Origin of the sequence: Streptomyces sp. NPDC014656 (assembly GCF_043084305.1) — a bacterium.
Classification (GTDB): Bacteria; Actinomycetota; Actinomycetes; order Streptomycetales; family Streptomycetaceae; genus Streptomyces.
In genome coordinates this window covers 166,968-179,888 of record NZ_JBIBZN010000002.1, presented here as the reverse complement: position 1 = coordinate 179,888, position 12,921 = coordinate 166,968, and the positions used below count along the sequence as shown (strand labels likewise).

The window sequence follows — 12,921 nt, the reverse complement described above, 5'->3', positions numbered from 1 at the left end:
CTCAGCCGCGGCACGGCTGGAATGTTCCAGACCGTGCCGCGGCTGAGGCGATGCAGATGCAGGTTGTATTCGGTGAGGCCGGCGGCGCCGGTCACGGGACGCAGCGAGGAGGTCGGTGAAGATGTTCCTCGCGCTGTTCGTGTGCGGCCTGGTCGTCGCACTGGTGGTGATCGGGCTCTTCGTCTTCGGCTTGCGCCGCAGGCTGATCCAGCGGGCCGGCGGCACCTTCGACTGTTCGCTGCGCTGGGACGTCCCGGAGGAGCCGGACCTCAGCGGCAAGGGCTGGGTGTACGGCGTCGCCCGGTACAGCGGTGACGAGATCGCCTGGTTCCGGGTCTTCTCGTACGCGCCCCGCCCCCGCCGCTTCCTGGAGCGCTCGGCCATCGTGGCCCTGGAGCGCCGGATGCCGGAGGGCGAGGAGGAGCTGGCGCTGCTCTCGGACTCGGTGATCCAGCCCTGCATGTACAACGGGGTCCGGCTGGAGCTCGCGATGAGCGAGGACGCCCGGACCGGCTTCATGGCCTGGCTGGAGGCGGCGCCGCCCGGGCAGAGGGTCAACGTCGCGTAGGCGGTCGTACGGAAGCGGGGGACGGTGTGCTGCACCGTCCCCCGCTTCGTCGTGCCGGGGTGCTAGCTCAGGCCGCCGTTGATCGCGGAGACCAGCTCGCCGTTGGTGGTGTCACCGCTGAACTCCCAGAAGAAGGCTCCGCCGAGGCCCTGGTTCTTGGCCCAGCCCATCTTGGAGTTGACGGTGGCGGGGGTGTCGTAGCTCCACCAGTTGGTGCCGCAGTGGGCGTAGGCGGTGCCGGCGACGGTGCCGTTGGCCGGGCAGGAGGCCTTGAGGACCTTGTAGTCCTCGATGCCCTGCTCGTAGGTGCCCTGCGCGGGGCCGGTGGCGGTGCCGCCGGGGGCGGACTGGGTGACGCCGGTCCAGCCGCGGCCGTAGAAGCCGATGCCGAGCAGCAGCTTGGAGGCCGGGACGCCCTTGGCCTTGAACTTGGCGATCGCCTCGGCGGAGTTGAAGCCCGCCTGCGGGATGCCGGCGTACGAGGTCAGCGGGGAGTGCGGGGCGGTCGGGCCCTTCGCCGCCCAGGCGCCGAAGAAGTCGTACGTCATCACGTTGAGCCAGTCGTAGTACGGCGCGGCGCCCGCGTAGTCGGCGGCGTCGATCTTGCCGCCGGCGGAGGCGTCGGCCGTGACGGCCGCGGTGACCAGGTTGTTCGCGCCGAACTTGGCGCGCATGGCCTGCATCATGTTCTTGAAGGACGCGGCGCCGCTGGTGTCACAGGTGAGGCCGCAGGCGTTCGGGTACTCCCAGTCGAGGTCGATGCCGTCGAAGACGTCGGCCCAGCGCGGGTCCTCGACCAGGTCGTAGCAGGACTGGGCGAAGGCGGCGGGGTTCTGGACGGCCTGGCCGAAGCCGCCGGACCAGGTCCAGCCGCCGAAGGACCAGAGGACCTTGATGTTCGGGTACGCCTTCTTCAGCTTGCGCAGCTGGTTGAAGTTGCCGCGCAGCGGCTGGTCCCAGGTGTCGGCGACGCCGTCGACTGACTGGTCGGCGGTGTAGGCCTTGTCGTAGTCGGCGTAGGCGTCACCGATGGTGCACTTGCCGCCCTGCACGTTGCCGAAGGCGTAGTTGATGTGGGTGATCTTGGACGCGGAGCCCGAGGTCACGATGTTCTTCACGTGGTAGTTGCGGCCGTAGACGCCCCAGTTGGTGAAGTAGCCCATCTTCACGGCGTTCGGGACGGGCTGGCCGCCGCCCCCGCCGGTGGTGCGGACCGCGACGGGGCCGGCCGAGGGGCCGGTCTGGTCGGCGGTGTCGCGGGCGACGACGGTGTAGCTGTAGTCGGTGCCGGCGGTGAGGCCCTGGTCGGTGTAGTTCAGGGCCGTGGTGGTGGTGACCTTGGTGCCGTCGCGCAGGACGTCGTAGTTCTTGACGCCCTTGTCGTCGGTGGCCGCGCCCCAGGAGAGCCTCACCGAGGTGTCGGTGATGTTCGAGGCGGCCGGGGTGCCGGGGGCGGAGGGCGGGTTGTCGCCGGGCTGGGTGGAGCCGTCGCAGGAGGCGCCGTTGATCTTGCAGCCGCTGGGGGCGCCGGAGCCGGAGCCGTTGTAGCCGAAGGAGACCGAGGCGCCGGGGGCCAGGGTGCCGTTCCAGCCGACGTTCTTGGCGGTCCAGTGGTCGCCGCTGTTGGTGACGGTGGCGTCCCACGCGGAGGTGACCTTGGTGCCGGAGGGGTAGTCCCACTCCAGGTTCCAGGCGGAGATGGAGGTGGTGCCGGTGTTCTTGATGGTCCAGTTGGCGCCGAAGCCGGTGCCCCAGTCCTGGGTCTTGGTGTAGGTCGCGGTGACCGAGGTCGCGGCTTCGGCGGGGGAGGCGAGGCCGACCATGGCGGCGAGCGGGAGGGCCAGGGCGGTGAGGCCGGCGGCGGCCTTCGCCTTGAAGCCTCTTCGGCGCGTCGGTGCTTGAGTGCTCAACGGTGCTCCTCAAGTTGCGGACGTTCGGGGTGGGGGTGGTCCGGAAGAGTTGCGCGCGCCCCGCGAGCGTAGGAAGGTCTGGACCAATCGTCAAGAGGTCCAGACCAACGTCGGTGACGTCTATCGAAGCCCCAACTCCTGCGCCAGCACGGCCGCTTGCACCCGGCTCCGCAGCCCGAGCTTCCCCAGCACCTTGCTGACGTGCGTCTTCACCGTCGCCTCCGCCATCTCCAGCCGGACCGCGATCTCCGCGTTCGACAGCCCCGCCCCCAGCACCGACAGCACCTCCCGCTCCCGGGGCGTCAGCGGCTCCAGGACCGAGGGGTCCGCCCCCGGGCCGGGCCGGGCCCCCGCGGCGAACTCCGCGATCAGCCGCCGGGTCACCGCCGGCGCGATCAGCCCCTCGCCCCGCCCCACCGTCCGCACCGCCTCGATCAGCTCCCGCGCGTCCGCGTTCTTCAGCAGGAAGCCCGACGCCCCCGCGCGCAGCGCCCCGAAGACGTACTCGTCGAGATCGAAGGTGGTCAGCACCAGCACGTCCGCGAGCCCCTCGGCCACCACCAGCCGGGTCGCCGTCACCCCGTCCATCCGGGGCATCTGCACGTCCATCAGCACCAGGTCCGGCCGCAGCTCCCGGGCCAGCTCCACCGCCCGCTCGCCGTCCTCGGCCTCCCCGACCACCTCGATGTCCGGCGCGCTCCCCAGGATCAGCACCAGACCGGCCCGCACCGCGCTCTGGTCCTCGGCCACCACCACCCGCACCGTCATGCCCGCTCCTCCTCGCTCACGTCCACGGGCAGCTCCGCCCGCACCCGCCACACTCTCCAGGCCCCGGCCCCGTCGTCGCCGTTCCCCGCCACCGCCCCGGCCTCCAGTGACCCGCCGAGCAGCGCCACCCGCTCGCGCATCCCCACCAGTCCGGCGCCCGAACCCGGCGCGCGCGGCCCCGGCCGCTCCCCGTACGGACTCGTCACCGTCACCCGCAGCACCCCGTGCGCGCGCGCCAGCGCCACCCGCACCTCGCCGGGCGCCGCGTGCTTCAGCGCGTTCGTCAGCGCCTCCTGCGCGATCCGGTACGCGGCCAGCTCCACCGGCGCCGGCAGCGCCGGACCGTCCCGCCGGGCGTCGTCCAGGACGAAGCGCAGCCCGCTCGCCGCCCCGTTCGCCCGCGCCTGCGCCACCAGGGTGTCCAGCCCCGCCAGGCTCGCCGTCGCGGCCGGCTCGGTCTCCGCGCCGCTGTCCCGCAGCAGCCCGATCAGCCGCCGCATCTCCGCGAGCCCCGCCACGCTGTTCTCCCTGATCACGGTGAGCGCCTGCCGGGTGGTGCCCGGGTCGTCGAGGGAGAGCGCCGCCGTCGAGTGGATCGCGATCGCCGACAGGTGGTTGGCCACCATGTCGTGCAGCTCCCGCGCCATCCGCGCCCGCTCCGCCACCACCGCCTGCGCCCGGTCCATCTCGGCGAGCAGCGCGGTCTGCTCGGCACGCAGCCGGGCCGCCTCCGCCGCCTCCCGGTGGTTGCGCACCACCGAGCCGGTGACCGCGGGCAGCAAGGAGAGCATGCCGGTGATCGCCCCGACGAGCAGCGCGATCGCGTTCTGCCACCAGACGAGGAAGGTCACCGTGGTGGCGACGGTGACCAGCGCGGTGGTGTACGGGACGCGGCGGGCCTGCGCCGGGGTGCCGTAGACGACCGCCGCGTAGACGACGTCCGTGAACATCAGCACGGTGGCCAGGTTCCCGTTGGTGAACTGGTCGCCCACGAGCGCCACCGTGCCCACGGCCAGCGCGGTCCGCGGCGCCACCCGGCGCAGCACCTCCGCCCCGGTCATCGCCGCCAGCGGCACCAGCGCCGCCCACCGCTGGCCGAAGACCCGGTCGCCCGTGGTGTACAGCCCGTACGACCAGAACAGCACGCCGACGGCGAAGCCGGCGAAGGCGATCAGCAGGTCGTGGCGGTGCGGGCGGGGGAGGGAGGGGCGGGGGAGGGGCACGTACCCATCCAACACGCCCGAGGGGCCCCGGGCCTCGGCGTCCGGGCCGATCCGCGCCGGCGCCCGCCTCCGTCGAAGGATGTAGGCGCGTTTCCTCACCGGTGACGACGAACCGGGCCCGCGCCCACGGGACGCTGGAAGGGACCCGCCGGGGGAAGCGAAAGGGGAACCGTCGTGATCGTCACGATGATCGTGGTCTGCGAGGTGGGCTTCTGGGTCCTGCTGGCCGCCGGGCTCACCGCCCGCTATCTGCTGCGCATGCCGAAGCTGGGCATGGGGCTGCTGCTCTGCGAGCCGCTCCTGGAGGTGCTCCTCCTCGTCGTCACCGCGATCGACCTCAAGAGCGGTGCGGAACCCGCCTGGCGGCACGGCCTCGCGGCGATCTACATCGGCTACACCGTCGGTCACGGCCACCGCACCGTGAAGTGGCTCGACGGCCACGCCGCCCACCGCCTCGGCGGCGGACCCCCGCCGCCGAAGCCGCCCCGCTACGGCATGGCCCGCGCCCGGCACGAGGGACGGATCTGGCTCGGCACCCTGGTGGCCGGCACCGTCGCCTCCGCCCTGCTGCTCGCCGCCGTCTGGTACGTCGGCGGCGACGGCGACACCTCCAAGCTGGAGGCCTCGATCACCGGGGTCTGGCGGGCCGTCGGCATCCACGGCCTGATCGCGCTCAGCTACTCGGTCTGGCCGAAGAAGGAGCCGGAGGGCGGCCCGGAAAAGACCGCGGCGCTCCCCGCCCGGCACCCGGAGCACACCCCCGGCCACCCTGCCGGCACCCCGCGCGAGGACGCCGTGCCCCCCGGCGAACGCCCCGCCGCCCCCCGCCGGGGCTCCGCCGGCCGCCCGTCCTAGCGCTCGCCGCCCGGTACCCAGAGCACGTCCCCGACCTCCTTGTTGGCCACCCTGGCCAGGATGAACAGGAGGTCGGACAGGCGGTTGAGGTACGTCGCCGTCAGCGGGTTCATCGTCTCGCCGTGGACCTCCAGGGCCGCCCACGTCGAGCGCTCGGCGCGGCGGACCACCGTGCACGCCTGGTGCAGCAGCGCCGCGCCGGGCGTGCCGCCGGGCAGGATGAAGGAGCGCAGCTTCTCCAGCCGCTCCAGGAAGCGGTCGCAGTCCGCCTCCAGCTTGTCCACGTAGTACTGCTCCACCCGCAGCGGCGGGTACTCCGGATCCTCGACGACCGGGGTGGCGAGGTCGGCGCCCACGTCGAACAGGTCGTTCTGGACGCGGGTGAGGACGGCGGCGACCTCCTCCTCCGGTCGCCCCAGCGCGAGCGCGGTGCCGATCACGGCGTTGGCCTCGTTGGCGTCCGCGTAGGCCGCGATCCGGAGGTCGGTCTTGGCGGTGCGGCTCATGTCGCCCAGGGCCGTGGTGCCCTGATCGCCGGTGCGGGTGTAGATGCGCGTCAGATTGACCATGGACCCCACCCTAGTGACACCCCCGCCCTCCGTACCTGTCGTGAGTGTGACGTCCGTCAAAGAGAGCGTGACGCGCGTTACTTAGCGGTCACACGGCGCCCCCGGCCCGCTAATCTCCGCCGGAGAGCCAGAAGTGAACAGGTGTTAAGGGGTGGAATTCGTGGCCGGTAAGCTCGCCGTCATCGGGGCCGGACTCATGGGAGCCGGCATCGCGCAGGTCTCGGCCCAGGCCGGCTGGGACGTCGTCCTGCGGGACGTCACCGACGCCGCCCTGACCCGCGGCACCGACGGCATCAAGGCGTCGTACGACAAGTTCGTCGCGAAGGGCCGGCTGGACGCCGCGGACGCGGAGGCCGCCCTCGGCCGGATCACCGCCACCACCGAGCTCGAAGCCGTCGCGGACGCCGACGTCGTCGTCGAGGCCGTCTTCGAGAAGATCGAGGTCAAGCACGAGATCTTCCGCTCCCTCGACAAGATCGCCAAGGACGGCGCGGTCCTCGCCTCCAACACCTCCGCCATCCCGATCACCAAGATCGCCGCGGTGACGGAGCGCCCCGAGGCCGTCGTCGGCGTCCACTTCTTCTCGCCCGTCCCGATGATGCAGCTCGTCGAGCTGGTCCGCGGCCACAAGACGAGCGACGAGACCCTCGCCACCGCCCGCTCCTTCGCCGAGTCCGTCGGCAAGACCTGCATCGTCGTCAACCGCGACGTCGCCGGCTTCGTCACCACCCGCCTCATCTCGGCCCTCGTCGTCGAGGCCGCCAAGCTGTACGAGTCGGGCGTCGCCACCGCCGAGGACATCGACCTCGCCTGCAAGCTGGGCTTCGGCCACGCCATGGGCCCGCTCGCCACCACCGACCTCACCGGCGTCGACATCCTGGTCAACGCCACCGGCAACATCTACGCCGAGACCCAGGACGAGAAGTTCGCGCCGCCGGAGCTGATGCGCCGGATGGTGGACGCGGGCGACCTCGGCCGCAAGAGCGGGCAGGGCTTCTACACGTACTGAGCTCCGCCCGCCACAGCACCTCACTCCATGGAGTGAATTCAGGTATCGGTTCGACGACAAGGCGCAACGTATCTGCCGAGGCAGCAGTCAGTTGTTGCGAAGACGGAGCATTTCCCGGGGAGCGACTATGCACATCAGGGGCGACCATGCCGAGCTGGTCGTCGGGGGCCGCCTCGACGTCCGGAGCGCGGCGGACGCCCGTACGGTCCTGCACTCGGCCGTCGACGACGGCGTCGGCGACCTGGTGCTCGACCTGACCGGACTCGACTCCTGGGACGCCACCGGCCTCGGCGTGATCATGGGCGCGCACCGACGGGCCGGCCGCTGCGGCCGCCGGCTCGTCCTGCGCGGGGTGCCGCCGCAGATGCAGCGGCTCCTCGTCGCCACCCGCCTCCACCGCATCCTCGCCATCGAGGGCGGCCTCGCGCTGGAGTCCCTGCCCCGGGTCTGAACGGGCGGTGCCCGCGCGGACCCGGAGGCGAACGACGCCCCGCCGTCTGTGAAGCCCCTGTGCGAACCAGGCGTCACGCTCAATCCTCACAAGACCGTGACGTCTTGGTCTCCACGGCACCCCGCCTGTTCCCGGAGCCCCCGCTACCGTCTAGGGTTCGGTCGCCCGTACCCGACGACGGACCCACCCGGCGGGCTCCGCACCACCGCTCTTGGGGGCTTTGACCATGGACCCGATACACCGGGGGCCGGACGAGTCCGGTCACGACACCGCGGCCGAGGACGCCCGCCCCGCACACCCCGCCGCCCTGCCCGAGCGCGCCGCCGCGGCCCCCGCCCGCGCCCGCGTCACCCGGATCGTCTCCGGCGGCCTGCTCCTCACCGTCAACCCCGTCGACGGCAGCGAGATCGAGCCCTGCCCGCCCGGCGAGGAACCCCCGCCCGCCCGCCGCCGCACCCCCGAGGAGCGCGCCGAGGCCGCCCGCGCCGCCGCCGTGCCCGCGCCGCCCGGCCCCGCCGCCCCCGAACTGCCCCTCCTGGAACGCGACGAGCAGCGCGCCCGGCTCACCGAGACCCTGACCCGCGGCCGCTCCGCCCGCCTCACCGGCCCCGACGGCTCCGGCCGCACCGCACTCCTCGACGCCGTCGCCGACGACTGCGCCTCCCTCGCCCCCGACGGCGTGGTCCGCCTCTCCGGCCACCACCGCACCACCGGCGAACTCCTCCACGAGCTCCGTGCCGCCGTCCTGCACGCCCCCCACCACCGGCCCGACCGCGACGGCCTGCGGGACGCCCTCGCCGGCGTCGGCGCCGTCGTGGTCGTCGACGACCTGGAGTTCGGCGGCGCCGCCCTCGACGAACTCCTCGCCGCCGCCCCCGAGTGCGCCTTCCTCCTCGCCGCCGCCCCCGGCGTCCCCGCCCCCTCCGCCGACGCCCGGATCGAGGAGGTCGCCCTCCCCGGCCTCGGCCGCGCCGCCTCCCTCGCCCTCCTGGAGGCCGCAGTCGGCCGCCGCCTCACCGACGAGGAGGCCAACTGGGCCGGCGACCTCTGGTTCGAGTCCGAGGGCCTGCCGCTCCGCTTCGTCCAGGCCGGCGCCCTGCTCCGGCAGCGCGACCGGCTGCGCGTCACCCCCGCCGAGTTCGACGCCTTCGGCGCCCTGGAGGAGGCCTTCGGCCCGTCCGGTACGACCCCCGGGGCGGGCCCCGGCGGCACGGCGCCCGGCCTCGACCCGTACGAGGACCCCGACATCGAGCTCCACGAGGTGCCGCTGCCCAGCCTCGGCGAGGGCGCCGCCCCCGCCGCGCTGCTCGCCTCCCGGCTCAGCCGCTCCGCCCAGACCACGCTCCGCTTCGCCGTCGCCCTCGGCGGCGAGCTCCCGCACCACGCCCACCTCCCGGCGCTCGTCGGCGACACCCACGCCGACGCCGCCCTCGGCGAGCTGCGCGCCTGCGGCCTCCTCACCCCCGCCGGCACCCGGCACCGGCTCGCCGGCGGCGTCCTGACCCAGCTCCTCGCCCACGGCTACGGCCACGACGCCGCCGACCGCGTCCGGACCGCCGCCCAGCACTACGCCTGGTGGGCCGGCCACCCCTCGGTGGGCCCCGAGCGGGCCGCCGCCGAGTCCGACGCCCTGCTCGCCGCGCTCGCCGCCCTCCTCGGGGACACCGCGGGCGGTGCCGAGGCCGAGGCCGAGCGCCGCGCCACCGCCGTCGCCCTCGCCCGGGCCGCCGCCCCCGCCTTCGCCGCCGGCCTCCACTGGAGCGCCTGGGAGCGCGCCCTGCGCTCCGGTCAGGAGGCCGCCCGGCTCGCCGGCGACGTCGCCGAGGAGGCGTACTTCCACCACGAGCTCGGGGTCCTCGCGATCTGCGCCGGCAACCTCGGCCGCGCCCGCGCCGAACTGGAGGCCTCGATCGGCCTGCGCGGGGTCCTCGCCGACAAGCGGGGCACCGTCGCCGGCCGCCGGGCCCTCGCCCTCGTCGCCGACCTCGGCCGCGAGCGGGAGCCCGCCCCGGCCGCGGTCCGCGCCGACTCCCCGCCGCGCGGCCTGCCCGCCGTACGCGCCGCCGCCCCGGCCCCCGTCGAACCATCGACCGAGCTCCTGCCGCCGGTGCCCGCGACGGCCGCCCTCGTGCCGCCCGGCTTCCCGGACTTCCCGGGCTTCAAGGACTTCGCCGACGAGGGCCCCGCCGTCGTCACCCGGCCCGTCGCCGCCCCGGCGGAGCCGCCGCGCAAGGGCCTCGCCGCCGGGATCCTCGCCGGCACCCGCCGCAACCTCGCCGCCGTCGGCGCCGGCGCGCTCCTCGTCGCCGTCCTCGGCACCGTGGTCACCCTCGGCGCCACCTCCGACGACGAAGCGCCCGCCTCCGGCACCGTCTCCACCGACAGCACGGCGGACCAGGGCGGCGCGGAGGACCCCGGCACGGACGACGGGGCCCCCGCCGAGGGCGGCGGGTCCGGCGACCCGACCGCGACCGGCACGCCGACCGCCTCCGGCTCGCCCGGCCCCACCACCTCCGGCGCCACCCCGTCGGCGACCGGCACGGACCCGACGGTGACCGGCTCCCCGTCGACGACGGCCCCGGACCCGGCGGACCCGTCGACGAGCGCGCCGGCGACCACCGGGACGCCGACGACGACACCGGGAGTCCCGACGGGCACCCACCCCGTGCCGACCCGGACCACCACCCGCCCGTCGTCGGGCCCGACGGGCACGAGCGAGCCGCCGTCGACGACCCCGACCCCCACGCAGACGACCACGGCCCCCACCCCCACGCCGACGACCGCCCCGCCGACCACGGCGCCGACCCCCGACCAGCCGACGGACGGGGGGCCGGAGGACTCCGCCTCGGCCACCCTCGACGGCGCCCCCGCCACCTCCGGGGCCCCCGTGAGCTGAGCACGGAAAGGGGACGGTCCCGGGCGCTCGGCGCGCCCGGGACCGTCCCCTTCGCCGTGTTCTCCGGCCGTCCGGCTCAGAACAGCCGCAGCTTGTCGTCCTCGATGCCGCGCAGGGCGTTGTAGTCGAGCACCACGCAGTCGATCCCGCGGTCCGTCGCCAGCACCCGCGCCTGCGGCTTGATCTCCTGCGCCGCGAAGACGCCCTTCACCGGGGCGAGGTGCGGGTCGCGGTTGAGCAGCTCCAGATAGCGGGTCAACTGCTCGACGCCGTCGATCTCGCCGCGCCGCTTGATCTCGATCGCGACCGTGGCGCCGTCCGCGTCCCGGCAGAGGATGTCGACCGGGCCGATGGCCGTCGGGTACTCGCGGCGGACCAGCGTCCAGCCCTCGCCCAGCGTCTCGATGCGGTCGGCCAGCAGCTCCTGGAGGTGGGCCTCGACGCCGTCCTTGATGAGACCCGGGTCCACGCCCAGTTCGTGGGACGAGTCGTGGAGGATCTCCTCCATCGTGATGATCAGTTTCTCGCCCGCTTTGTTGATCACGGTCCAGATGCCCGCGTCGCCGTCGGCGCCGTCGGAACCCTCCTTGAGCGTGCACGGCGGGGACATCCAGTTGAGCGGTTTGTACGCCCGGTCGTCCGCGTGGATCGAGACGCTGCCGTCTGCCTTGATCAGGATCAGACGGGGTGCGGAGGGCAGGTGGGCCGTGAGCCGGCCCGCGTAGTCCACGGAGCAACGGGCAATGACGAGACGCATGGTCGGCAACGCTACAAGAGGAGCGCCCTTCTACGCGATTCGGGCACCTGTGTGAGCCGAACACCCGTCGGTTATCGGCCTGTTGTGTGCCCAATCGCCTGGTGCGGGCAGCACCGCGCGCTTACCGTGGGAGCTGGAGGTCGTCGTCCGTGCACGCTGCGTGGCGTACGGCGGCCCTCGCCCCTGCCCGCACAGACCCCGTCCGCGGGGTCGCGAGAGGAGAACCCATGTCGCTCGACGTCTCACCGGCACTGTTGGAACAGGCCGAGCGAGGCGAGGTCGACGAAGCCGCCTTCGTCGACTGCGTCCGGACCTCCCTGCCCTTCGCGTGGGAGATGATCAGTTCTCTGGTGGCCCAGCTGGAGGTCGAAGGCGGAGAGTTCGCCGACAACCAGACGCCCCCGCCGAACGAGCAGGCACGCGGCCAGTTGCTGCGCGCGCTGGCGAGCGATGCGATCCGCGGTGCGCTCCAGCGCCACTTCGGAGTGCGTCTCGCCTTCCAGAACTGCCACCGCGTGGCGGTCTTCCCGCTGGACCCTGCGGTGGACGAGCGCCTCGCCCGCTTCACCTCGATACGGGGCCAGCTGCTCAACCAGTCGCCGGAACTCCGCGACTGCTGAGGTCCGACCGTCGCCACCGGGATCCGTCGGCACTCGAATGCCGCCGCCCCGCGTCGCGGGAGCCGCGATCGGTGCGTGTCGACGCGCATCGCTCGCGGGGACGCCGGAGCGGCGGCACCGTGCTGCCCTCAGCCCAGCCGGGGGAGGACCTCGGCGCCGAGCCGCCGCAGGTTCTCCTCCGTCCCGGCGAGGTCGCCGGAGCCCTCGGCGAGCAGCGCGAAGCGGGTGATGCCGGTGCGTTCGGCGGTCGCCGCCAGCCGGTCCGCCGCCAGCTCCGGGGTGCCCACCGGGTGCAGCGAGCAGAGCAGCTCGGTGTACGCCACCGGGTCCCGCATCGCGCGGTGCCGGCCGTCCACCGTCACATGCGCGTCCAGGCCCTGTTTCAGCCAGCCCGGCATCGCCTTCACCAAGGTCTCCGCCGCCTCCCGGACGCGGTCCGCGAGCTGCACCACGCCCGCCGAGACGTGGCCGGAGCCGATCCGCGCGATCTCGTCGGGATCCCGGCCCGCCTCCCGCGCCCAGCGGGCCCAGGCCGTGACCATCTCCGCCTTCTCCTCGTCCCCGCAGTGCATGCCGAGGAGCATCGGCAGCCCCCGCTCGGCGGCCAGCCGCACGCTCTTCCGCGAGGTGCAGGCCACGACCACCTCCGGGGACGCCTCGCCGCCGATCAGCTCCCCGGACCGGGGCACCACCGCCACCTCACGGAAGGAGAACCGCTCTCCCGAGGCGCCCACCCGGGGCTCGGTGAGCCACCGCAGCAGCAGGTCGAGGGCCTCCGGGAAGCCGCGCTCGTACGCGTCGAGGCCCGCGCCGAACACCTCCAGGTCCACCCACGGCCCGCCGCGCCCCACCCCGAGGGTGAACCTGCCGCCCGACACCACGTGCAGCAGCGCCGCCTGCTCGCCGAGGGCGACCGGGTGGACGCTCGGCAGCACGCTCACCGCCGTGCCCACCCGCAGCCGCTCGGTGCGGCCCAGCAGCAGCGCCGCCAGCGTCACCGCCGACGGGCACACGCCGTACGGCACGAAATGGTGCTCGGCCAGCCAGACCGAGTCCAGGCCCGCCTCCTCGGCCACCTCGGCGGTCCGCACCGCACGGTGCAGCGCCTCACCCTGCCCCTGGCCCGGAAACTGGGCCGCCAGAACGAACGTTCCTACGCGCATCGCCTTCTGCCTCCTCGCGGCCGGCGCGTTCACTTCCCCCGTACCGGCAACAACGCCTGACACGTGCCAAAGGCAACGGCCCCGCATGAAGTTCTTGCGATTTTCGGCCCGGGCTCCCGGACCGGGGCTCCG

12 protein-coding genes are annotated in these 12,921 nt (G+C 73.9%); 6 read left to right on the top strand and 6 right to left on the bottom strand.

The features are described from left to right. Nucleotides 1-121: 121 nt before the first annotated feature. A complete protein-coding gene (locus ACF1ED_RS04655; protein WP_043219714.1) occupies nt 122-568 on the top strand; it encodes a DUF2550 domain-containing protein in 447 nt (148 codons plus the stop codon). A gap of 62 nt (nt 569-630) precedes the next feature. On the opposite strand, the gene ACF1ED_RS04650 is transcribed toward ACF1ED_RS04655, so the two are convergent. The 3 genes from ACF1ED_RS04650 to ACF1ED_RS04640 all read right to left on the bottom strand — a co-directional run bounded on the left by ACF1ED_RS04650 (nt 631) and on the right by ACF1ED_RS04640 (nt 4,469). Beyond that, entirely contained in the window at nt 631-2,391 is a 1,761-nt protein-coding gene (locus ACF1ED_RS04650; RefSeq protein WP_391757495.1) for a glycosyl hydrolase family 18 protein, read from the bottom strand. Nucleotides 2,392-2,598: 207 nt separating this feature from the next. Next, the gene (locus tag ACF1ED_RS04645) at nt 2,599-3,246 is read right to left on the bottom strand and encodes a response regulator (protein WP_391756946.1); all 648 of its coding nucleotides are present in this window, start codon (nt 3,244-3,246) and stop codon (nt 2,599-2,601) included. Continuing rightward, entirely contained in the window at nt 3,243-4,469 is a 1,227-nt protein-coding gene (locus tag ACF1ED_RS04640) for a sensor histidine kinase (protein ID WP_391756945.1), read from the bottom strand. The genes ACF1ED_RS04645 and ACF1ED_RS04640 overlap by 4 nt, the downstream gene beginning before the upstream one ends. A gap of 174 nt (nt 4,470-4,643) precedes the next feature. Between ACF1ED_RS04640 and ACF1ED_RS04635 the strand changes: the two genes are divergently transcribed. Beyond that, nucleotides 4,644-5,324: a hypothetical protein gene (locus ACF1ED_RS04635; protein ID WP_391756944.1), complete on the top strand. Its 681-nt coding sequence runs from the start codon at nt 4,644-4,646 to the stop codon at nt 5,322-5,324. Here the strand turns inward: ACF1ED_RS04635 and ACF1ED_RS04630 are convergent. Next, a complete protein-coding gene (locus ACF1ED_RS04630; RefSeq protein WP_391756943.1) occupies nt 5,321-5,893 on the bottom strand; it encodes a cob(I)yrinic acid a,c-diamide adenosyltransferase in 573 nt (190 codons plus the stop codon). The two genes, ACF1ED_RS04635 and ACF1ED_RS04630, sit on opposite strands and share 4 nt — an antisense overlap. A 160-nt stretch (nt 5,894-6,053) precedes the next feature. Between ACF1ED_RS04630 and ACF1ED_RS04625 the strand changes: the two genes are divergently transcribed. From ACF1ED_RS04625 to ACF1ED_RS04615, 3 genes are all read left to right on the top strand, one after another. Then, nucleotides 6,054-6,902, top strand: a complete 849-nt coding sequence (locus tag ACF1ED_RS04625; RefSeq protein WP_391756942.1) for a 3-hydroxyacyl-CoA dehydrogenase family protein — start codon at nt 6,054-6,056, stop codon at nt 6,900-6,902. A 127-nt stretch (nt 6,903-7,029) separates the two neighbouring features. Continuing rightward, entirely contained in the window at nt 7,030-7,353 is a 324-nt protein-coding gene (locus ACF1ED_RS04620; RefSeq protein ID WP_188269246.1) for an STAS domain-containing protein, read from the top strand. 226 nt (nt 7,354-7,579) lie between these two features. Then, nucleotides 7,580-10,249 carry an ATP-binding protein gene (locus tag ACF1ED_RS04615; protein ID WP_391756941.1) on the top strand — a complete coding sequence of 890 codons (2,670 nt, stop codon included), beginning with the start codon at nt 7,580-7,582 and terminating at the stop codon, nt 10,247-10,249. Between the two features lie 76 nt (nt 10,250-10,325). Here ACF1ED_RS04615 and nucS read toward each other — a convergent pair whose 3' ends face one another. Further along, a complete protein-coding gene (nucS, locus tag ACF1ED_RS04610; protein WP_391756940.1) occupies nt 10,326-11,006 on the bottom strand; it encodes an endonuclease NucS in 681 nt (226 codons plus the stop codon). 227 nt (nt 11,007-11,233) lie between these two features. Here nucS and ACF1ED_RS04605 point away from each other — a divergent pair, with 227 nt between their 5' ends. Beyond that, on the top strand, nt 11,234-11,626 hold the full coding sequence (locus ACF1ED_RS04605) for an SCO5389 family protein (RefSeq protein WP_031006219.1): 393 nt from the start codon (nt 11,234-11,236) through the stop codon (nt 11,624-11,626). 128 nt (nt 11,627-11,754) lie between these two features. Here the strand turns inward: ACF1ED_RS04605 and ACF1ED_RS04600 are convergent, their stop codons facing one another. Next, nucleotides 11,755-12,789, bottom strand: coding sequence for an LLM class flavin-dependent oxidoreductase (locus tag ACF1ED_RS04600; protein WP_391756939.1), 1,035 nt, complete (start codon nt 12,787-12,789; stop codon nt 11,755-11,757). Between the last annotated feature and the right edge of the window lie 132 nt (nt 12,790-12,921).

Bases quoted from the DNA above. Each gene is read 5' to 3' on its own strand.
- ACF1ED_RS04655 (WP_043219714.1), top strand. From the start codon at position 122: ATGTTCCTCGCGCTGTTCGTGTGCGGCCTGGTCGTCGCACTGGTGGTG.
- ACF1ED_RS04650 (WP_391757495.1), bottom strand. From the start codon at position 2,391: ATGGTCGGCCTCGCCTCCCCCGCCGAAGCCGCGACCTCGGTCACCGCG.
- ACF1ED_RS04645 (WP_391756946.1), bottom strand. From the start codon at position 3,246: ATGACGGTGCGGGTGGTGGTGGCCGAGGACCAGAGCGCGGTGCGGGCC.
- ACF1ED_RS04630 (WP_391756943.1), bottom strand. From the start codon at position 5,893: ATGGTCAATCTGACGCGCATCTACACCCGCACCGGCGATCAGGGCACC.
- ACF1ED_RS04620 (WP_188269246.1), top strand. From the start codon at position 7,030: ATGCACATCAGGGGCGACCATGCCGAGCTGGTCGTCGGGGGCCGCCTC.
- ACF1ED_RS04615 (WP_391756941.1), top strand. From the start codon at position 7,580: ATGGACCCGATACACCGGGGGCCGGACGAGTCCGGTCACGACACCGCG.
- nucS (WP_391756940.1), bottom strand. From the start codon at position 11,006: ATGCGTCTCGTCATTGCCCGTTGCTCCGTGGACTACGCGGGCCGGCTC.
- ACF1ED_RS04605 (WP_031006219.1), top strand. From the start codon at position 11,234: ATGTCGCTCGACGTCTCACCGGCACTGTTGGAACAGGCCGAGCGAGGC.
- ACF1ED_RS04600 (WP_391756939.1), bottom strand. From the start codon at position 12,789: ATGCGCGTAGGAACGTTCGTTCTGGCGGCCCAGTTTCCGGGCCAGGGG.